At 63.1% G+C, this 22,523-nt stretch carries 6 protein-coding genes (1 of these 6 running past the window's edge); 4 read left to right on the forward strand and 2 right to left on the reverse strand.

The window, feature by feature from the left end; translation table 11 throughout:
- The 4 genes from DLD99_RS11740 to DLD99_RS11755 all read left to right on the forward strand — a co-directional run.
- Positions 1–1,703 carry the 3' end of a non-ribosomal peptide synthetase gene (locus DLD99_RS11740; protein WP_114882306.1) on the forward strand. 14,566 nt of this gene lie to the left of the window's left edge, so 1,703 of the gene's 16,269 nt are visible here — the last part of the coding sequence; its start codon lies off the left edge, out of view; its stop codon occupies positions 1,701–1,703.
- Positions 1,700–16,348, forward strand: a complete 14,649-nt coding sequence (locus tag DLD99_RS11745) for a non-ribosomal peptide synthetase (protein WP_114882307.1) — start codon at positions 1,700–1,702, stop codon at positions 16,346–16,348. Before DLD99_RS11740 ends, DLD99_RS11745 begins: the two co-directional genes overlap by 4 nt.
- A gap of 66 nt (positions 16,349–16,414) precedes the next feature.
- Entirely contained in the window at positions 16,415–17,563 is a 1,149-nt protein-coding gene (gene macA, locus DLD99_RS11750) for a macrolide transporter subunit MacA (protein WP_085708569.1), read from the forward strand.
- Positions 17,564–17,565: 2 nt separating this feature from the next.
- The gene (locus DLD99_RS11755) at positions 17,566–19,524 is read left to right on the forward strand and encodes a MacB family efflux pump subunit (RefSeq protein WP_114882308.1); all 1,959 of its coding nucleotides are present in this window, start codon (positions 17,566–17,568) and stop codon (positions 19,522–19,524) included.
- Positions 19,525–19,587: 63 nt separating this feature from the next.
- On the opposite strand, the gene DLD99_RS11760 is transcribed toward DLD99_RS11755, so the two are convergent.
- Together DLD99_RS11760 and glcF are read right to left on the reverse strand one after the other, a co-directional pair.
- Positions 19,588–20,361, reverse strand: a complete 774-nt coding sequence (locus DLD99_RS11760) for a helix-turn-helix transcriptional regulator (protein ID WP_114886651.1) — start codon at positions 20,359–20,361, stop codon at positions 19,588–19,590.
- A gap of 927 nt (positions 20,362–21,288) precedes the next feature.
- Positions 21,289–22,521, reverse strand: a complete 1,233-nt coding sequence (gene glcF, locus DLD99_RS11765) for a glycolate oxidase subunit GlcF (RefSeq protein WP_114882309.1) — start codon at positions 22,519–22,521, stop codon at positions 21,289–21,291.
- Between the last annotated feature and the right edge of the window lie 2 nt (positions 22,522–22,523).

The raw sequence follows: 22,523 nt of genomic DNA on the forward strand, positions 1-22,523 counted from the left end.
TGGCGGTGCTTTCCGGCGAGCAGCAACTGAGTTATGCCGAGCTGAATGCTCGGGCCAATCGCTTGGCCCATCACTTGCGCGCGCTGGGCGTTGGCCCCGATGCGCGGGTAGCGATCTGCGTCGAGCGTGGGCTGGAGATGGTGGTCGGGCTGCTGGCGATTCTGAAGGCCGGCGGCGGTTATGTGCCGCTGGATCCGGCGTATCCGCTGGAACGGCTGGCCTACATGCTGGAGGACAGTGTGCCGTCGGCGGTGTTGGTGCAAGGTTCGACTCGCGGGTTGTTGGGTGAGGTCGCGGTGCCAGTGGTCGATCTGGATCACGACACCTGGCAATCGTTGTCGGCCGATAACCCGTCGGTCGATGGACTGACCCCGCAACACACGGCGTATGTGATCTACACCTCGGGCTCCACCGGGCAGCCGAAAGGCGTGATCAACGAGCATTCAGGTGTGGTTAACCGCTTGCTGTGGATGCAGGACGCTTATCGTCTGACGGCTGAAGATTCAGTGCTGCAGAAAACCCCGTTCAGCTTCGACGTGTCGGTGTGGGAATTCTTCTGGCCTCTGATGACCGGCGCCCGGTTGGTGATGGCCCGTCCCGGCGGTCACAAGGATCCGCTGTACCTGAGCGAAGTGATCGAACGCGAACGCATCACCACGCTGCACTTCGTGCCGTCGATGCTCGACGTGTTCCTCGCCCATGGCGAAACAGCACGTTGTCATGGCTTGCGTCAGGTGATGTGCAGCGGCGAAGCGCTGCCGGGCAGTCTGGTGCGGCGCTTCAAGCAGCAATTGCCGAACAGTGGTTTGCACAACCTCTACGGCCCGACCGAAGCGGCGGTGGACGTTACGGCCTGGGATTGCTCTGGTCCGCTGGAGCAAACCCCGGACAACACGCCAATCGGCAAACCGATCGCCAACACCCGCATGTACATCCTCGATGCCCAGCAACAACCGGTGCCGCAAGGCGTGGTCGGCGAGCTGTACATCGGTGGTGTGCAAGTGGCGCGCGGTTATCTGAACCGTCCTGAATTGAGCGCCGAGCGGTTCCTCAACGACCCGTTCCAGCCCAACGGCCGCCTGTACCGCACCGGTGACATCGCTCGCTATCTGGCCGACGGCAACATCGAATACCTCGGCCGCAACGACGATCAGGTCAAAATCCGTGGCCTGCGCATCGAACTGGGTGAAATCCAGTCCCGCCTGACCGACATCGGCGGCGTGCAGGAAGCGGCGGTGCTGGCTCGCGAAGACGTGCCGGGGGACAAACGCCTGGTCGCTTATTACACCGGCGCCCGGCTGGAAATTGATGTGCTGCGCGGTCACCTGCTGGAGCACCTGCCGGATTACATGGTGCCGGCGGTGTTCGTGCACCTCGATGCATTGCCGCTGAGCCCCAACGGCAAGCTCGACCGCAAGGCCTTGCCGGTGCCGGATCAGGCCTCGGTCATCACTCGCGAGTACGAAGCGCCGGTCGGCGAGGTGGAAATCCTGCTGGCCGGACTCTGGGCCGAACTGCTCAACGTGGAACGGGTAGGGCGCCACGACAACTTTTTTGAACTGGGCGGGCACTCATTGCTGGCGGTCAGTCTGATCGGCCGGTTACGTCAGGAAGGCATGGAAGCCGAGGTCAGGTCGTTGTTCGAACAACCGACCCTGGCCGGATACGCCGCAATTACGGAAAGAATGGAGATCGTCCTGTGAACGTGATCGAACTGTTGGCAACACTTAAAGCGAAAGACATCCAGTTGGCGGTCACCGACGACCAGTTGCGCGTACAGGGCAACAAACAGGCGCTGAGCGATCCGGCGGTGCTGGCGCTGTTGCGCGAGCACAAACCGGCGCTGATCGAGCTGATCAAGGCCGGGCAATATTCAGCGTCCAAGAGCGGTCAGGTCGACGTGCCGGCCAATGGCATTGCACCCGGCACCACGCGCATCACACCGGCGATGCTGACCCTGGCCGAACTCGATCAGGCGACCATCGACCGTCTGGTCGACGATGTGCCGGGCGGCGCGGCCAACGTGCAGGACATCTACCCGCTGGCGCCGTTGCAGGAAGGCATTCTTTACCACCACGTCAGCGCTACCCAGGGCGATCCGTATGTGATGCAGGCGCATTTCGCCTTTGCCGGTCGCGGGCGGTTGAACGCCTTCGTTCAGGCTTTGCAGGCCGTCATCGATCGCCACGACATCCTCCGTACAGCGGTGGTCTGGGAGGGGCTTGATACGCCGCAGCAAGTGGTCTGGCGTGAGGCCGAATTGCCGGTGGAAGAGATCGATGCCCAAGGCGATGCGCTGGCGTATCTGCACGAACGTTTCGATGCCCGGGAATTCCGCATGGATGTAAGCCGGGCGCCGATGATGCGTCTGGCCCATGCCTGGGACGAAGCCGGGCAACGGGTGGTCGCGACGCTGCTGTTCCATCACATGGCGCTGGATCACTCGGCGCTCGACGTGGTGCGTCACGAGATGCGTGCGTTCCTCACGGGGCTGGGTCATCTGCTGGGGCGGCCGGTCGCGTTTCGGGATTACGTGGCGCAGGCACGGCTGGGTGTCTCCGAACAGGAGCACGAAGCATTTTTCCGCGACATGCTCGGCGACATCGACGAGCCGACCTTGCCGTTCGGCCTGCAGGATGTGCAGGGCGACGGGCACGGCATAACCGAACTGAGCGTGCCGGTCGAGCCGGCCTTGGGCCAACGCCTGCGGGGGCAGGCGCGGCAGCTCGGGGTGAGTGCGGCCAGTCTGTTCCACCTGGCTTGGGCGCAGGTGCTGGCCACGCTTGCCGGCAAGCAACGCGTGGTGTTCGGCACGGTGTTGATGGGCCGTCTGCAAGGCGCCGAAGCCACCGACCGGGCGCTGGGTATTTTCATCAACACCTTGCCGGTGCGGGTGGACGTCGATGCTCAGAGCGTGCGCAGCGCCGTGCAGGCGACCCACGCACGCCTGACCACCTTGATGCGCCATGAACACGCGCCGCTGGCGCTGGCCCAGCGCTGCAGCAGCGTGGCCGCGCCAACACCGCTGTTCAGCGCCTTGCTCAATTACCGTCACAGCCATGGCGCCGCTTCGGCCAGCGCACAAACCCTGTCGGCATGGGAAGGCATTACCACCCTGCACTCGGAAGAGCGCACCAATTATCCGCTGACCCTGAGTATCGACGACCTGGGCGACGCCTTCAGCCTGACCCTGCTCGCCACCACTGAAGTCGATCCGCACCGGGTGTGCGATTACATGCTCGGCGCCCTGAACGGTCTGGTGTCCGCGCTGGAGCAGGCGCCGGATTCACCGGTCAGCCAGGTGCCGATCCTCCCGGACACGGAGCGCGAGCAGATCCTGCGCGGCTTCAACGCCACCCGGGCCGACTATCCGCAAGGGTTGACGATTCATCAGCGTTTCGAAGCGCAAGTCGTCGAACGGCCGGAAGCGGTGGCGGCGGTGTTCCTCGGTGAGCAAGTGACCTATGCCGAGCTGAACCTGCACGCCAACGCCCTGGCCCATCATCTGATCAGCCTGGGTGTTCGTACTGATGATCGCGTGGCCATCGTCGCCCGCCGCGGGCTCGATACGCTGGCGGGGCTGCTGGCGATTCTCAAGGCCGGGGCCGGTTATGTGCCGGTTGACCCGGCGCACCCGCCCGAACGCCTGAGCTACCTGCTCAGCGACAGTGCCCCGGCCGTGGTGCTGACCCAGAGCGATCTGCGTGACCGGTTGCCAACGCTCGATGTACCAGTGATCGACCTCGACCGCCGCACCTGGCCACTGAGCCTGGCCCTTGATCCGCAGGTGCCGGGCCTGACCGCCAAGCATCTGGCCTACGTGATCTACACCTCGGGCTCGACCGGTCTGCCCAAGGGCGTGATGGTCGAACACCGCACCCTGTCCAACCTCGTCGACTGGCATTGCGGCGCGTTCGATCTGTGCGCCGGTCGTCACACGTCAAGCCTTGCCGGCTTCGGCTTCGACGCCATGGCCTGGGAAGTCTGGCCCGCCCTGTGTGCCGGCGCGACGCTGCACCTGGCCCCGACCCGTGACGGCAACGAAGACATCGACGCCTTGCTCGACTGGTGGCGCGCGCAACCGCTGGATGTGAGCTTCCTGCCCACGCCGGTGGCCGAATACGCCTTCAGTCAGAACCTCGAACACCCGACCTTGCGCACACTGCTGATCGGCGGGGATCGTCTGCGGCAGTTCAGTCGTCACCGGCATTTCGATGTGATCAACAATTACGGCCCGACCGAAACCACGGTGGTGGCGACCTCGGGCAAGGTCGAAGCCGGGCACACGCTGCACATCGGTCGCCCGGTAAGCAATGCCACGGTGTATCTGCTGGACGAGCAGCAACGTCCGGTGCCCATCGGTGTGGCGGGGGAGTTGTATGTCGGTGGCGCCGGGGTTGCCCGGGGTTATCTGAATCGTCCGGACCTGACGGCCGAGCGCTTTCTCGACGATCCGTTCAACGGCGGGCGCATGTACCGCACCGGTGACCTGGCGCGCTGGCAGGACGACGGCACCCTCGAATACTTGGGACGCAATGACGATCAGGTGAAGATTCGCGGCGTGCGCATCGAACTGGGCGAGATTGAAACCCGTCTCAACCAGCTCCCCGGCATTCAGGAAGCGGTATTGCTGGCCCGTGAAGACGAACCCGGCCAGCCGCGCCTCGTCGCCTATTACACCGAACAGGCTCAGGTCGAACCGCAACCGGTGGCCGAGCTGCGCGCTTGCCTGCTGGCGCAGTTGCCCGAGTACATGGTGCCAGCGGCCTTCGTGCGACTGGACGCATTGCCGCTGACCGCCAACGGCAAGGTCGACCGCAAGGCCTTGCCGGCGCCGGATCGCGCTGCGTTGTTCACCCGCCATTACGAAGCGCCGCATGGCGAACTGGAAATCGCGCTGGCACGGATCTGGGGCGAAGTGCTGCAGGTCGGGCAGGTCGGGCGCCGGGATCACTTCTTCGAGCTGGGTGGCCACTCGTTGCTGGCGATGCGCATGGTGTCCCAGGTTCGCCAACGTCTGGGCGTCGAACTGGCCCTGAGCGACTTATTTGCCAATGCCGAACTGGCAGCGGTCGCCGAAGTGCTGGCCCAGGCCGGACGCAGCTCACAACCGGCCATGTTGCCGGTGCCACGGGACGGCGCGCTGCCGCTGTCGTTTGCCCAGCAACGACTGTGGTTTCTGGCGCGGATGGAAGGGGTCAACACCGCCTACAACATCCCGCTGGGCCTGCGCTTGCGCGGTCATCTCGACGAGGCGGCGCTGCAACGGTCACTGGCGCGGATCATCGACCGCCACGAAACTCTGCGCAGCCGTTTTGTCCCGCACGATGATGACGTGCAGGTAGTGATTGCGCCGGTCGACAGCGGCGTGCTGCTGCGGGTCGAGGATCTGCGTCAGCATCCACACGCCGACGACGCCATGCAGGCGTTGATCCGTGAACAGTCCTCGACCCCGTTCGATCTACTACACGATCCGTTGATTCGCGGATGTCTGGTCCGGCTGGCCGACGATCACCATGTGTTGCTGTTGACCCTGCACCACATCATTTCCGATGGCTGGTCGATGGGCGTACTGACCCGTGAACTGATGGCGTTGTATCAGGCGTTCAGCCATGGCGAGGCCGATCCGCTGCCGCCACTGGCGCTGCAATACGCCGACTACGCGATCTGGCAACGCCGCTGGTTGAGCGGCGAAGTGCTGCAGCAGCAGAGCGATTACTGGCAGCAAACCCTGGCCGGCGCCCCGACCTTGCTGGTGCTGCCAACCGACCGTCCGCGTCCGGCGCAGCAGGATTACGCCGGCAGCAGCGTCGAATTCCGGTTGGACGAGCCACTGAGCGCCGGCCTCAAGGCACTCAGCCAGCGCCATGGCGTGACGATGTACATGACGATGGTGAGCGCCTGGGCCCTGTTGCTCAGTCGCTTGTCCGGCCAGTCGGACGTTGTGATCGGCTCGCCGGTTGCCAACCGTGGTCGCGTGGAAGTCGAAGGGCTGATCGGCTTGTTCATCAATACCCTGGCCCTGCGCATCGACACGTCCGGCGGGCTTAGCGTCGAGGCGCTGCTGGCCCGGGTCAAGACGCTGACATTGCAGGCCCAGGCCCATCAGGACCTGCCGTTCGAGCAGGTGGTGGAAGTCACCCGGCCGGCGCGCAGCCTGTCCCACAGTCCGTTGTTCCAGACCACGTTGAGCTGGGAAAACAGCGTCGGGCCGGCGCTGGAACTGGGGGCGATGGCGCTGGAAAACGTGGCCGGTCCGACCCGCTTCGCCAAGTTCGACCTGTCGCTGACGTTGGGCGAAACCCGCGATGGCATTCGCGGCGTGCTGGAATACGCCACGGCGCTGTTCGATGAGTCGACGATCCAGCGTTATGTCGGCTACTTCGAGCAGTTGCTGCATGCGATGGTTGCCAACGATCAGGCGCAGCTGGAGCAGCTCGATATGGTGCAGGCTCACGAGCGTGAACAGTTGCTGGTTGCGTTCAACGACACCCATGCGGAGTTTGTGTCGGGGCTGACCATTGCGCAGCGATTCGAGGCACAAGTAATCGAGCGACCCGAAGCGGTCGTGGCGGTCTGTCAGGGGCAGGCGTTGAGCTTTGCCGAGCTGAACCGGCAGGCTAACACCTTGGCTCATCACCTGATCGGGCTGGGCGTTCGTCCTGATGATCGCGTGGCCATCGTCGCCCGGCGCGGGCTGGATACGTTGGTCGGGCTGGTGGCCATTCTCAAGGCCGGAGCCGGTTATGTGCCGGTGGATCCGGCGCATCCGGCGGAGCGTCTGAATTATCTGTTGAGCGACAGTGCGCCGGTGGCGGTGCTCTGTCTGAGTGATTTGCGTGGACGACTGCCGGCGCTGGACGTGCCGGTGATCGACCTCGATTTGCAGGCCTGGTCGGACACCGAGACCGGCAATCCACAGGTGCCGGGCATGACCCGCGAACACCTGGCCTATGTCATTTACACCTCGGGCTCCACCGGCCTGCCCAAGGGCGTGATGGTCGAACACCACACCTTGAGCAACCTCGTCGACTGGCACTGCAAGGCGTTCGACCTGTGCGCTGGGCGTCACACGTCGAGCCTCGCCGGTTTCGGCTTCGACGCCATGGCCTGGGAAGTCTGGCCAGCCCTGTGCGCCGGCGCGACCCTGCACCTGGCGCCGGCCCGCGACGGCAGCGAAGACGTGGACGCGTTGCTCGACTGGTGGCGCGCGCAACCGCTGGACGTGAGCTTCCTGCCGACCCCGGTGGCCGAATATGCGTTCAGCCAGAACCTCGAACACCCGACCCTGCGCACACTGCTGATTGGCGGCGACCGTCTGCGTCAGTTCAACCGTCAGCAGTCCTTTGATGTGGTCAACAACTACGGCCCGACCGAGGCTACCGTGGTTGCCACCTCGGGCATCGTCGAGGCGGGGCAGGCGCTGCACATCGGCAAACCGATCGCCAACGCGACGGTGTACCTGCTCGATGAACAGCAGCGTCCGGTGCCGGTTGGCGTGGCCGGAGAGCTGTATGTGGGTGGCGCCGGTGTGGCTCGGGGTTACCTCAATCGTCCGGATCTGACCGAAGAACGTTTCCTGCGCGACCCGTTCAACCACGGCCGGATGTACCGCACCGGCGACCTTGCGCGCTGGCGCGCCGACGGCTCCATCGAGTACCTGGGGCGCAACGACGATCAGGTGAAAATCCGTGGCGTGCGGGTCGAACTGGGCGAAATCGAAACTCGCCTGAATCAGTTGCCCGGCATCCAGGAAGCGGTGCTGGTGGCCCGTGAAGACGAACCCGGGCAGGTGCGACTGGTGGCGTATTTCACTGAACAGGTGCAGGGCGAAGCGCTGGCGGTGTCCGACCTGAGGGCGCATCTGCTCGGTCAACTGCCGGAATATATGGTGCCGGCGGCCTTCGTCAGACTCGACGCGCTGCCGCTGACCGCCAACGGCAAAGTCGATCGCAAGGCCTTGCCGGTGCCGGATCGCAGCGCCTTGTTCACCCGCGACTATCAGGCACCGCAAGGTGAACTGGAAACTACCCTGGCGCAGATCTGGGCCGAGGTGCTGCAGGTCGAGCAGGTCGGGCGTCAGGATCATTTCTTTGAACTGGGCGGCCACTCGCTGCTGGCGATGCGCATGCTGTCTCAGGTGCGCCAGCGGCTGGGGGTGGAGCTGACCCTCGCCGAGTTGTTCGCCAATGCCGAACTCGCCGCTGTCGCCGAGGTGCTGGCCCGGGCCGGACGCTGCACGCAACCGGCGATCATGCCGGCGCCGCGTGACGGCACGCTGCCGTTGTCGTTTGCCCAGCAACGGTTGTGGTTCATGGCGCAACTGGAAGGCGCAAACACCGCCTACAACATTCCCCTCGGCCTGCGCCTGCGCGGTCGCCTCGACGAAGCGGCCCTGCAACGGGCATTGGCGCGGATCGTCGAGCGTCACGAAACCCTGCGCAGTCGCTTCGCCCAGTTCAACGAAGAAGCCCAGGTGTTGATCGCGCCGCCCGACAGCGCTGTGCTGCTGCGGGTCGAAGACTTGCGCCGGCACCCGCAGGCCGACGACGCCTTGCTCGCGCTGATTCAGGGTGAAGCCTCGGGGCCGTTCGATTTGCAGGATGATCCGCTGATTCGCGGGCGCCTGGTGCGACTGGCCGATGATCATCATGTGTTGCTGCTGACCCTGCACCACATCGTCTCCGATGGCTGGTCGATGGGCGTGTTGACCCGCGAGCTGATGGCGCTGTACCAGGCGTTCAGCCACGGCGAGGCCGATCCGCTGCCGCCGCTGGCGTTGCAGTACAGCGACTACGCCGTGTGGCAGCGCCGCTGGTTGAGCGGCGAAGTCTTGCAGCGTCAGAGTGATTACTGGCAGCAAACCCTGGCCGGTGCGCCGGCCTTGCTGATGCTGCCGACCGACCGTCCACGCCCGGCCTTGCAGGATTACGCCGGCAGCAGTGTCGACATCCGGCTGGATGAGCGTTTGAGCGCAGGCCTCAAGGCGCTGTGCCAACGCCACGGCGTGACGCCCTACATGGCGGTGATGAGCGCCTGGGCGATGTTGCTCGGTCGCTTGTCCGGGCAGTCGGATGTGGTGATCGGCTCGCCGGTCGCCAACCGTAACCGGGCGGAAATCGAGGGGTTGATCGGACTATTCGTCAACACGCTGGCCGTGCGCATCGATACTTCGGGCGCGCTCACCGTCGAGGCGTTGCTGGCCCGGGTCAAGGCCCGCACCCTTGAGGCGCAGGCCCATCAGGATCTGCCGTTCGAACAAGTGGTGGAAATCACCCGGCCGGTGCGCAGCCTGTCCCACAGCCCGTTGTTCCAGACGCTGTTGAGCTGGGACAGCGGCAGCGGCGCGACCCTGGCTCTCGGCGATCTGACACTTGAGGGCGTGGCCGAGCCGAGTCACTTCGCCAAGTTCGATCTGTCGTTGACGTTGGGCGAGGCCCAGGGCGTGATCCGGGGTTCACTGGAATACGCCACGGCGCTGTTCGATGAATCGACGGTTCAACGCTATGCCGGTTACTTGCAGCAATTGCTGCAGGCCATGGTCAGCAATGATCAGGCGTTGCTGGAGCAGGTCGATGTGCTGGCGGAGGAGGAGCGTCGGCATTTGCTGCACGGCTTCAATGCCACTGACGTTGATTACAACCTTCAGCAAAGCATTCACGGTCTGTTCGAGGCGCAGGTCGCGCGGTCGCCGCAGGCTGTGGCGGTGCTTTCCGGGGAGCAGCGACTGAGTTATGCCGAGCTGAATGCTCGGGCCAATCGCTTGGCCCATCACTTGCGCGCGCTGGGCGTTGGCCCCGATGCGCGGGTAGCGATCTGCGTCGAGCGTGGGCTGGAGATGGTGGTCGGGCTGCTGGCGATTCTGAAGGCCGGCGGCGGTTATGTGCCGCTGGATCCGGCGTATCCGCTGGAACGGCTGGCCTACATGCTGGAGGACAGTGTGCCGTTGGCGGTGTTGGTGCAAGGTTCGACTCGCGGGTTGTTGGGTGAGGTCGCGGTGCCAGTGGTCGATCTGGATCACGACACCTGGCAATCGTTGTCGGCCGATAACCCGTCGGTCGATGGACTGACCCCGCAACACACGGCGTATGTGATCTACACCTCGGGCTCCACCGGTCAGCCGAAAGGCGTGATCAACGAGCATTCAGGTGTGGTTAACCGCTTGCTGTGGATGCAGGACGCTTATCGTCTGACGGCTGAAGATTCAGTGCTGCAGAAAACCCCGTTCAGCTTCGACGTGTCGGTGTGGGAATTCTTCTGGCCTCTGATGACCGGCGCCCGGTTGGTGATGGCCCGTCCCGGCGGTCACAAGGATCCGCTGTACCTGAGCGAAGTGATCGAACGCGAACGCATCACCACGCTGCACTTCGTGCCGTCGATGCTCGACGTGTTCCTCGCCCATGGCGAAACAGCACGTTGTCATGGCTTGCGTCAGGTGATGTGCAGCGGCGAAGCGCTGCCGGGCAGTCTGGTGCGGCGCTTCAAGCAGCAATTGCCGGGCAGTGGTTTGCACAACCTCTACGGTCCGACCGAAGCGGCGGTGGACGTTACGGCCTGGGATTGCTCTGGTCCGCTGGAGCAAACCCCGGACAACACGCCAATCGGCAAACCGATCGCCAACACCCGCATGTACATCCTCGATGCCCAGCAACAACCGGTGCCGCAAGGCGTGGTCGGCGAGCTGTACATCGGTGGTGTGCAAGTGGCGCGCGGTTATCTGAACCGTCCTGAATTGAGCGCCGAGCGGTTCCTCAACGACCCGTTCCAGCCCAACGGCCGCCTGTACCGCACCGGTGACATCGCTCGCTATCTGGCCGACGGCAACATCGAATACCTCGGCCGCAACGACGATCAGGTCAAAATCCGTGGCCTGCGCATCGAACTGGGTGAAATCCAGTCCCGCCTGACCGACATCGGCGGCGTGCAGGAAGCGGCGGTGCTGGCTCGCGAAGACGTGCCGGGGGACAAACGCCTGGTCGCTTATTACACCGGCGCCCGGCTGGAAATTGATGTGCTGCGCGGTCACCTGCTAGAGCACCTGCCGGATTACATGGTGCCGGCGGTGTTCGTGCACCTCGATGCATTGCCTCTGAGCCCCAACGGCAAGCTCGACCGCAAGGCCTTGCCGGTGCCGGATCAGGCCTCGGTCATCACTCGCGAGTACGAAGCGCCGGTCGGCGAGGTGGAAATCCTGCTGGCCGGACTCTGGGCCGAACTGCTCAACGTGGAACGGGTAGGGCGCCACGACAACTTTTTTGAACTGGGCGGACATTCGCTAATGGCGGTCAATCTGGTGGCGCGGATGCGCCATGTCGGGCTGACGGCCGATGTGCGTGTGCTGTTCAGCCAGCCGACGCTCGCCGCTCTGGCCGCTGCGGTCGGCGATGAGACGGAGGCCGAAATCCCGGCCAACCGGATTGCGCCGGACTGCAAACATATCACCCCTGACATGCTGCCGCTGGTTGCACTGGATCAGCCCGCCATCGACCGCATCGTCGCCAGCATTCCCGGCGGCGCCGCGAACGTGCAGGACATTTACCCGCTGGCGCCGTTGCAGGCCGGAATCCTGTTCCATCACTTGTCGGCACCTCAGGGCGATCCGTATGTGTTGCAGGCGCAGTTCGCGTTTGCCGATGAATCCCGTCTGCGGGTGTTCGCCGAAGCCTTGCAGGCCGTGATCGAACGCCATGACATCCTGCGTACGTCGCTGTTCTGGGACGGGCTGGAGGAACCGGTGCAAGTGGTCTGGCGTCAGGCGTCGCTGGTGTGTGAAACGGTGGAGCTGGACGAGAGTGAAACGGATGCATTGAGCCAGTTGCGCAACCGGTTCGATACCCGGCACTACCGCATGGCCGTCACTCAGGCGCCGCTGATGCGCGTGGTGCACAGCTGGGACGCGGTCAATCGGCGTGTGGTGGCGCTGCTGCTGTTCCATCACCTGGTCATGGACCACATTGCACTGGAGGTGCTTCGCCACGAGATGCAGTCGGTCCTGCTCGGCCAGGTGCGACAGCTGGCCGAACCGGTGCCGTATCGCACCTATGTCGCCCGCACTCGCTCGGGGCTGAGCGAGGAGGAGCATGAGACGTTCTTCCGTGAAATGCTCGGCGATATCGACGAGCCGACCCTGCCGTATGGCCAGGGCAATGTGGCGGACGGCGGCAACGGGCATGCGCAGTGGCTGCTGAGCACCGCGCTGAGCCAGCGGGTCAGGGCCAAGGCCAGGCGTCTGGGCATCAGCGCTGCCAGCCTGATGCACCTGGCCTGGGCCAGCGTGCTGGGGCAACTGTCGGGGCGTGAAAACGTGGTGTTCGGCACGGTGATGCTCGGCCGCTTGCACGGTGGTGAAGGTGCCGAGCGGGCGCTGGGCGTGTTCATCAACACCTTACCGCTGCGCATCGATCTGGACGGGCAAACGGTGAAAGAAGCCGCGTTGGCGACCCATCAGCGCTTGAACCGATTGCTGCATCACGAACACGCGCCGCTGGCGCTGGTACAACGTTGCAGCGCCATGGCGCCGGGGGTGCCGCTGTTCAATGCCTTGTTCAATTACCGCCACAGTGGTGGCGGGGGCACGCCGTCCGACGAAGTCGTGGCGGCATGGCAGGGCATGCAGTTGCTCGATGCCGAAGAACACAGCAACTACCGCCTGAGCCTGAGCGTCGATGATTTGGGCGAAGACTTCAGCCTGACCGCGTTGACCATGGCCGGGATCGACGCCGGTCGGATCTGCGACTACATGGATCTTGCGGTCGAGAGCTTGTTGCAGGCGCTGGAGCGCACGCCGCAACTGGGCATCGACCAGTTGTCGATCCTGCCGCGGGATGAGCGGCGGCAATTGCTGGTCGAGTTCAACGCCACTCAACGGGATTACCCGGCAACGTTGACGGTTCATCGTCTGTTCGAACAGCAGGTGATGAAGCACTCGCAAGCGGTCGCGGCGGTACATGGCCGCGCGGCGTTGACTTATGAAGAGTTGAATCAACGGGCCAATCGCCTGGCCCATTACTTGATCGGACATGGTGTGCAACCGGGCAACCATGTGGCGATCCTGTTGCCGCGTTCGCTGGATCTGTTGATCGCACAACTGGCCATCGGCAAATGTGCGGCGGCTTATGTGCCGCTGGACATCAATGCGCCGGCTGAACGTCAGGCGTTCATGGTTGAGGACTGCGGGGCGAAAGCGCTGCTGACCTTGAGCACTGAGGCGACTGATTACGCTGTGCGCCGGATTGATCTGGATTTGCTGTCGTTGGACGCACAACCGGTTCACAACCCGGATTTGCCGCAGTCTTCCGAGTCCCTGGCCTACATCATGTACACCTCCGGTTCCACCGGCACACCGAAGGGTGTGATGGTGCCGCACCGGGCGATTGGGCGGCTGGTGATCAACAACGGCTATGCCGATTTCAACCCGCAGGATCGCGTGGCATTCGCTTCCAACCCGGCGTTCGACGCCAGCACGATGGATGTCTGGGGACCGCTGCTCAATGGCGGTCGAGTGGTAGTCATCGATCATGCGACCTTGCTTGATCCGCAAGCCTTCGGACGTGAACTGGCCAACACCGGTGCCACGATCCTGTTCGTCACCACCGCGCTGTTCAACCAGTACGTGCAGTTGATCCCCGAGGCACTGAAAGGTCTGCGCATGGTGTTGTGCGGTGGTGAGCGTGCCGATCCAGCGGCCTTCCGCCGCTTGCTGGCCGAGGCGCCGGACCTGCGCATCGTCCACTGCTACGGCCCGACCGAAACCACCACTTACGCCACGACGTTTGAAGTGCGCGAAGTGGCGGAAACCGCCGACAGCGTGCCGATTGGCGGGCCGATTTCCAACACCCAGGTCTACTTGCTCGACGCCCGTCAGCAACCGGTGCCGATGGGTGTAACCGGCGAGCTGTACATCGGCGGCCAGGGCGTGGCGCTGGGCTATTTGAATCGCCCGGACCTGACCGCCGAGAAATTCCTGCAAGACCCGTTCGGCGATCAGCCGGGGGCGCTGCTGTACCGCACCGGCGACCTCGCGCGCTGGTTGGCACCGGGGCAACTGGAATGCATCGGTCGCAACGACGATCAGGTGAAAATCCGTGGTTTCCGCATCGAACTGGGAGAAATCGAAAACCGCCTGCTGAATTGCGAAGGAGTCAGGGAAGTCATCGTGCTGGCCCGTCAGGACGGCCAGGAACCGCTGCGTCTGGTGGCGTATTTCACAGCCGATGAGGGCGTCGACAGCACTACTTTACGCAGCCAATTGCAGGCGCGCCTGCCGGAATACATGGTGCCCTCGGCCTGGGTACAACTCGACGCGTTGCCGCTGAACAACAACGGCAAGGTGGACCGCAAGGCGTTGCCGATCCCGGCGCAGGACGCGCTACTCAGCCGCGCCTATGAAGCCCCGGCCAATCCGCTGGAAGAAACTTTGGCGCAGTTGTGGGCCGAGGTGTTGCAGGTCGAGCAGGTGGGTCGTCACGACAACTTCTTCGAACTGGGCGGCCATTCGTTGCTGGCGATTCGTCTGGTCAACCTGATGCAGCAGAACGGCCTGGAAGTGACGCTGGCCGAGCTGTTCCAGCACGCCAGCATCGAGTCGCTCGGCACGTTGCTCTGCCAGCGCACCGGTGCAGAACAACAGGATGACGGGCTGGTCGTGGTGCGTGCCGGTGGTGCAGGCACGCCGCTGTTCCTGATGCATGAGTTCAGCGGGATGGACGCGTACTTCCCGGCGCTGGGCCTGCACATCGAGGGCGATTTCCCGATCTACGGCCTGCCGGGCATACCGTTCGGCCAGTCACCGCTGCGCACCATGGAATGCCTGGCGGCGCGCATGGTGGAGATCATCCGTTCGGTGCAGCCGCACGGGCCTTATCGCCTGGCCGGTTGGTCGTTCGGCGGGGTGCTGGCCTATGAAGTGGCGATGCAGTTGCTTGGCATGGATGAGTCGGTGGCGTTCGTCGGCCTGATCGACAGTTTCGTGCCGCGCCTGACCGATCAGGGCAAGGCGCGCTGGAGCGACGAGCATGCGCACAAGCGCCAGTTGCTGCAGCACTGCACGATGTACCGGGCTTCTCTTGGCGCCGCGGGGCAAGCCGCACTGGCGCATCTGGCGCTGTTGCAGACCGAACTGGAACAGATCGACTTCCAGCCGCTGTTGCAGCGCTGCCGGGACGAGCAATTGCTGCATCCGGAGATGGCCGCCGCCGCGCCGCAAGACCTTTGGCATTACCTCGACCGCGAAGTCGCCCACGGGCATGCGCTGGCGCATTACCGGATCAATCCGTTGGGCTTGCCGTTGCATCTGTTCCGGGCTCAAGAGCATCCGACAGAGCTGTCCCGACGGCACCCGACCCTGGGCTGGTCGGATGAAGTGCCGGCCACGCTGTTGCACTGCATCGACGTGCCGGGCGATCACCAGAGCATGATGCAGACGCCGCATGTGCAGGTGCTTGGTCAGGCGCTCGGTCAGGCAATTCAGGCCTCGGCAGTGATCGAATCCCGGGCGTATCAGCCGCTGTTGACGATCCAGACCGGTCACGCCGGGCATGCGCCGATTTTCTGTGTGCCGGGGGCGGGTGACAGTGTCACCGGGTTCATCCACCTGACCGAGGCGCTGGGGCCGGAGTGGCCGATTTACGGCTTGCAGCCCCGAGGCCTCGACGGCGCAACCGTGCCGCACAGCCGGGTCGAAAGCGCCGCCACGTTCTACCTGCGGGCACTTGAGCAGTTGTATCCGCAAGGACCGGTGCATCTGATCGGGCATTCGTTCGGTGGCTGGGTGGCCTACGCCATGGCGGCGCAGTTGCAGGCTGCTGGGCGCGAGGTGGCGTCCCTGACCCTGATCGACAGCGAATCGCCGGGTGGCAACAGCGTCGTGGGCAAACCGTACACCACGACGGCGGCGTTGTTGCGGCTGATCGAGTCGCTGCAACTGTCCAGCGGCAAGTCTTTGGCGATCGATGCACTGGCGTTCGCTGAAGCCGATGACGCTACGCAAATGCGCTTGCTGCATGACGGCATGGTGCATGCCGGTGTGCTGTCCGAACGCTCGTCAGCTGACGCGATGCAGGGCCCGGTGCGCACGTTCGCCACGGCGCTGCGCACGGTCTATCAGCCGGCGTTGGCCTATACCGGACCAGTGCGTCTGGCGCTGGTGGACGATCCGACACTGGACGCCTCGGGCAACCAGCGCGAGCAGGCAGCGATGCTCGAAGGCTGGCAGCGCGAGGCCCGGGATCTGGCGGTGTGGTACGGCCCCGGCAACCACTTCACGATCCTCAAGGCGCCCAACGTCTTCAGTCTCGCGGCGTGGTGGCATGACGGGCTGACGGTGGCGGCGGGTCAAGTGTTGTCCTGATTGAAGTTTTTATCCTGGAACCCGGCCGCTGGCCGGGCTCAACCCTGAACGGAATTGTGGTCATTTATGGAACAGTCGAAGTTGCGCAAAGTCGGTCTGGGAATCGCGTTGACGCTGGTGGCCGGGTTGGTGTTCTACACGGTGCAGGCACCGGCCGAAGCACCGCAATACCTGACCGCCACGGTTGAACGCGGTGACATTGAAAACGCGGTGCTGGCCACCGGATTGCTGGAAGGCATCAAGCAGGTGGACGTCGGTGCCCAGGTCTCGGGGCAGTTGAAGTCGCTGAAGGTCAAGGTCGGCGACAAGGTCAAGAAGGGCCAGTGGCTGGCGGAAATCGACCCGCTGGTGCTGCAGAACACCTTGCGTCAGGCGCAGGTCGACGAGGAAAACCTGCAAGCCCAGCGCCGGGCGACTCAGGCTCAATTGCGCCAGACCAAGGCAATCTACGAGCGCTATCAGAACCTGCAGGAAGATGCCTCGATCTCGCGGCAGGATTTCGAAACCGCGCAATCGAACTACGAGGTGCAACAGGCCAATCTGTTGTCGCTGGATGCGCAAATCAAGAGCGCGCATATTCAGATCGACACCGCCAAGGTCAATCTGGCCTACACGCGGATCGTCGCGCCCATCGACGGCGACGTGGTGGGCATCGTCACCCAGGAAGGCCAGACCGTGATCGCCAACCAACTGGCGCCGATCCTGCTGAAGCTGGCGGATCTGGACACCATGACCGTCAAGGCTCAGGTGTCGGAGGCGGACGTCATCCACATCGCGCCGGGGCAGGAGGTGTATTTCACCATTCTGGGTGAGGACAAGCGTTACTACGGCAAGCTGCGCGGCACTGACCCTGCGCCGCAGAACTTCCTTGAAGCGCCGCCTGCCGGGACACCGAAGCAGAACACGGCGGTGTTCTACAACGCGCTGTTCGAGGTGCCGAACCCGGATCATCGCCTGCGTATTTCCATGACGGCGCAGGTACGCGTGGTGCTCGACACCGCCAAGTCGGTGCTGACGATTCCGGTGGCGGCACTCGGTCCGCGCAACAACGATGGCAGCTTCCCGGTGCGGGTGCTGGACGCCAAGGGCCAGGCGCAGTCGCGCAATGTGCAGACCGGGATCAACAACAACGTCAAGGTGCAGGTCAACGACGGTCTGGCCGAAGGCGACCGGGTGGTGATCGGTGATCCAGTGGCGAAAGTGGCAGGGGCATGAGCATGACCGAACCTCTGCTGCAACTGAGCGGCATCAGCCGCAGTTTCACCGCTGGCGACCGTGAGTTTCTGGCGCTGAAGAATATCGACCTGACGATCCATGCCGGGGAAATGGTGGCGATCATCGGCGCTTCGGGTTCCGGCAAATCGACCCTGATGAACATCCTCGGCTGCCTCGACTACGCCACGGCCGGCAGCTACAAGATCAACGGCCGGGAAACCCGGGATCTGGACAATCAGGCGCTGGCCGAACTGCGCCGCGACTATTTCGGCTTCATCTTCCAGCGCTATCACTTGCTGCCGCATCTGAGCGCGATGCACAACGTCGAGATGCCGGCGATCTACGCCGGCACGCCAGAACCGCAACGCCACGCCCGGGCCCGTGAACTGTTGGCGCGCCTGGGGCTGGAAGGGCACCTGACGCACCGCCCCAGCCAGCTGTCGGGTGGCCAGCAGCAGCGGGTGAGTATCGCCCGGGCCTTGATGAACGGCGGTGAAGTGATCCTCGCCGACGAGCCCACCGGCGCCCTCGACACCACCAGCGGCAAGGAGGTGATGCGCATTCTGCTGGAGCTGCACGCCGCCGGGCACACGGTGATCCTGGTGACCCACGACCCCAAGGTCGCCGCCAACGCTGAACGCATCATCGAAGTCAGCGACGGCGAAATCCTCAGCGACCGCCGCAATGAGCGCGACACCACGGCACTGGCCAACGAAGACGCCGTGTCGCGCAAATCCGGTGCGGCACGACGTCTGGTGGCCAGCTTCGGCCTGTTCAAGGAAGCGTTCAACATGGCCTGGGTGGCGCTGATCTCCCATCGGATGCGCACCTTGCTGACCATGCTCGGGATCGTTATCGGCATCACCTCGGTGGTGTCGATCTCGGCCATCGGCGAAGGGGCCAAGCGCTACGTACTCAAGGACATTCAGGCCATCGGCAGCAACACCATCGATATCTATTCCGGCACCAGTTTCGGCGACAGTCGCTCGGCAGCCATCGAAACCCTGGTGCCGGCGGATGTGACCGCTCTCAATCAGCTCTACTACGTCGACAGCGCTACACCGGTGGTCGGGCGCAATCTGTTGCTGCGCTATCGCAACATCGACCTCGATGCGCAGGTCAACGGCGTCAGCGATCTGTATTTCCAGGTGCGCGGAATCAAGATGGAGTCAGGCATCCCGTTCAGTGAAAGCGATGCCAGGCGCCAAGCGCAGGTGGTGGTGATCGATCACAACACCCGCCATCGGTTGTTCGGCGAGGGCGTCGATCCATTGGGGCAGGTGATCCTGATCGGCAATCTGCCGTGCACCGTGATCGGTGTGGCGGCGGAGAACAAGAACATCTTCTCGTCGAGCAAGTCGCTCAACGTCTGGGTGCCTTATGAAACCGCCGCCGGGCGGCTGTTGGGCCAGCGCTATCTGGACAGCATCAGTGTGCGGATCAAGGACGGTCAGCCGAGCAAAGTGGTGGAAGACAACGTCAACAAACTGATGCTGCAGCGCCACGGCACCAAGGATTTCTTCACCAACAACCTCGACAGCGTGATGCAGACCGTTCAGAAAACCAGCCGCTCACTGGCGCTGTTGCTGTCGCTGATTGCGGTGATTTCGCTGGTGGTGGGCGGTATCGGCGTGATGAACATCATGCTGGTGTCGGTCACCGAGCGTACCCGTGAGATCGGCATCCGCATGGCGGTCGGGGCGCGGCAGTCGGACATCCGCCAGCAGTTTCTGGTGGAGGCGGTGATGGTCTGCCTGCTCGGTGGCGCTATCGGTATCTCGTTGAGTTATGCAATCGGCCACCTGTTCTCGTTGTTCATCAAGGAATGGGAAATGGTGTTCTCGCTGACCTCGGTACTGACTGCCGTGATCTGCTCGACCCTGATCGGCATCGTGTTCGGCTTTGTGCCGGCACGCAATGCGTCGCGGCTCGATCCGATTGAGGCGCTGGCCCGGGATTGATGAGGGCACGAAAAAACCGCCGTCCTTTGCAGGAGGGCGGTTTCGTCAGAGGTGTGTGAGCCTTCAGGCTGCGTTCGAAGGGCCGCAGGCTGCCGGGCAGTCCTTCGGCGAATACATCCAGCGCATCAGCGAGTGACGGCCGCTGATGCCCAGTTTGATGGCTGCGCGTTTGAGGTAGCTTTCGACGGTGTTGACCTTCAGTTGCAACTGTTCGGCCAGTTCAGGCGCGGTGCGCCCGGCCAGCAGACCGACACACACTTCCATTTCGCGGTTCGACAGGCTCAACCCCAATTGCTCCACCCGTTCGCAAAAGCGCAGGCGCAGGGTTTCCAGGCCCAGCAGGGTGGAATCCGATTGTTCCTGGGGTTGCCCCTGGGCGTCAGTGTTCGCCGGTTGCAGGGCGCTGATGTGTTTTTCCACCATCGGCAGCAGGACTGGGGAAATGTCCTGCAACAAGCTGCGCTCGTGAGCGGAGAAGCGTTTTGCCGGGCCGCAACGGTAGACCGAGATCACATAGCGATAACCGTCCTTGCGCCGGGTCAGGTGCAATTGCGAGGCGTCGGTGACCGTCGAGGGTTCGGGAGCGGGCAAATCATTGGCACTCGGCAGGGTGCTCAGTTCGGAATACACCGTTTCAGCCGGCAGTGGCGCTTCCTTGATGCATTCGGGTTCGCCGCGCGGTTGCGTGCGTCCGACCGGTTCCACGCGCATCTGCCGGATATGCGTGGCGTCAACCGCCAGTTGGGTCAGGATCAGGTCATGCAGCATCCGTGGGAAATGTCGGCTGCCAGTGCTGGCGATGACCTTGCCAATGTGAGGAAACAGCTGTGAGTTCATGTCGTTCATCCATGAGTTGCAGTGTGGTACTCGTGTTCCTGAACCACCGGAAAACAGCTCCATGCCCGGCGACAGCGAATCAGGAAATTGGATCCTATCCTAGTACAACGTTTCAGCGACGGTTTAATGAAGGTGCTATTAGCTCATAACTGACGGTGAGGAGGATGTCGGGATGACAGGTGTCAGAGAAATGCCTTACAGCCGAACAGGATCAATTTTATAAAAATTCCTACAAGTGACAGTTTTAAAGAGCAAAAAAAGCCCGTTTCAGCCGAAGCCAAAACGGGCTTTTTCCCGCATCGACAACCGTTACTTCAGGTTGTCAAAGTGGTCTCGCAGGAACTCGTAAAAGCGAAACGCTTGAAACGATCTCCATACGAGGCTCAGCGTACGCAGCAAAAGCTTCATACGTTTTGGCCTCCAGGTCGGGGGCCAGACCTCCAGCGCACTTACCGGACCATGTGTGCCTTCGGACATGAACACCAGTTCAGCCCGTGAGGCGGCCGGTTGTGATCCCCCCGAGCCTTCATTCCGGCACGGGTGCAAAACCGTGTCGAAGGGCATGAAACCGTTATGGTTCCAGCCATACCTCACGGATGCACTGGCGAGTGAGCGTCGGCATATTAACCTGTCTTTTGGCGTGATTTCGAAGATCTTGGGTAAAGGTTTTATATGTTTTGTAATTCGTTATTTCTGTCAGCATATTTTGGATGGGTGAACACCTGCCAGGGATCTCCTCGTCTTCGAATAACTTCACTCAATGCAGGCAAAATAACGTTGCAACGAAGACCAAAGATTAATAGTATCCCCCCACACCAGTTCTGCCCGTGAGACAAAACAGGCCCCAGCCGCAAACTGAGGCCTAACGAAAAACCGCCCCGCTAAGGCGGTTTTTTTTCGCCCATCATTTGACCAGTGCCAGCAATCCTACGCGTCTCTCACCAAGGGCATCGCGGCATCCACCAGCTCGATCCAGTGCCTGACCGGCGTGCGCCCCGCGCCGTCGAGGTGGGTCTGGCAGCCGATATTGGCGGTAGCGATGACATCCGGATGACCGCTTTCCAGTGCATTGAGCTTCTGGTCGCGCAGTTGCCGGGCCAGTGCCGGTTGGGTTATCGAATAAGTGCCCGCCGAGCCGCAGCACAGATGGGCGTCCGGCACCGTCGTGAGGTTGAAGCCCAGCCGGGTCAGCACCGACTCCACCGCACCGCCGAGTTTCTGTGCATGTTGCAAAGTGCAGGGGCAGTGGAAAGCCAGTCGTTGATCAGCATGAATGCCCAGGGATTCGAGCGGCTCCTCGCGCAGTACCTCCACCAGATCTTTTGCAAGCGCACTGACGGTTTTCGCCTTCTCGGCGTAGACCGGGTCAGTGCACAGCAAGTGCCCGTAATCCTTGATGAACGCGCCACAACCGCTGGCGGTCTGCACGATGGCTTCGGCGCCTTGCTCGATGGCCGGCCACCAGGCGTCGATGTTCTTGCGGGCCCGCTCAAGTCCTTTGGCCTGGGCATCGAGGTGATAGTCCACAGCGCCGCAGCAGCCGGCATTCAGCGCCGGAGTAATGCCGATCCGCAATCGATCCAGCACCCGTGCTGCCGCGATGTTGGTGTTGGGCGACAAACCCGGTTGCACGCAGCCTTCGAGCATCAGCACCTTGCGGGCATGCCGCGCTACCGGACGGGGTGCGATTGCAGAAGTACCGCGCGGCAGTTTGGTTTGCAGAGTCTCGGGCAGCAGCGCACGGAAGATCCGGCCAGCACCGAGCAGTCCCTTGAACAAAGAAGCATCGGGCGCCACTGCGCGCAAACCTCCGCGCAACAAGCGTTGGCCGATGGGCCGCGGCACGGCGGCATCCACCACGGCGCGGCCGATGTCGAGCAGGTTGTGGTAATCCACCCCCGACGGGCAGGTGGTTTCGCAATTGCGGCAGGACAGGCAACGATCCAGATGCAGTTGAGTCTTGCGGGTGACCTCGTTGCCTTCCAGCACCTGTTTGATCAGGTAGATGCGACCCCGTGGACCATCGAGTTCATCGCCGAGCAACTGATAGGTCGGGCAGGTCGCGTTGCAGAAACCGCAGTGCACGCAGGTGCGCAGGATGCTTTCGGCTTCTTCGGCCCGGGGCAGTTGTCGGGCTTTTTCGCTGAGAGAGGTCTGCATGG

Origin of the sequence: Pseudomonas kribbensis (assembly GCF_003352185.1) — a bacterium.
GTDB classification, from domain to species: Bacteria; Pseudomonadota; Gammaproteobacteria; order Pseudomonadales; family Pseudomonadaceae; genus Aquipseudomonas; species Aquipseudomonas kribbensis.

Bases quoted from the DNA above. Each gene is read 5' to 3' on its own strand.
- macA (WP_085708569.1), top strand. From the start codon at position 16,415: ATGGAACAGTCGAAGTTGCGCAAAGTCGGTCTGGGAATCGCGTTGACG.
- glcF (WP_114882309.1), bottom strand. From the start codon at position 22,521: ATGCAGACCTCTCTCAGCGAAAAAGCCCGACAACTGCCCCGGGCCGAA.
- DLD99_RS11760 (WP_114886651.1), bottom strand. From the start codon at position 20,361: ATGAACTCACAGCTGTTTCCTCACATTGGCAAGGTCATCGCCAGCACT.
- DLD99_RS11755 (WP_114882308.1), top strand. From the start codon at position 17,566: ATGACCGAACCTCTGCTGCAACTGAGCGGCATCAGCCGCAGTTTCACC.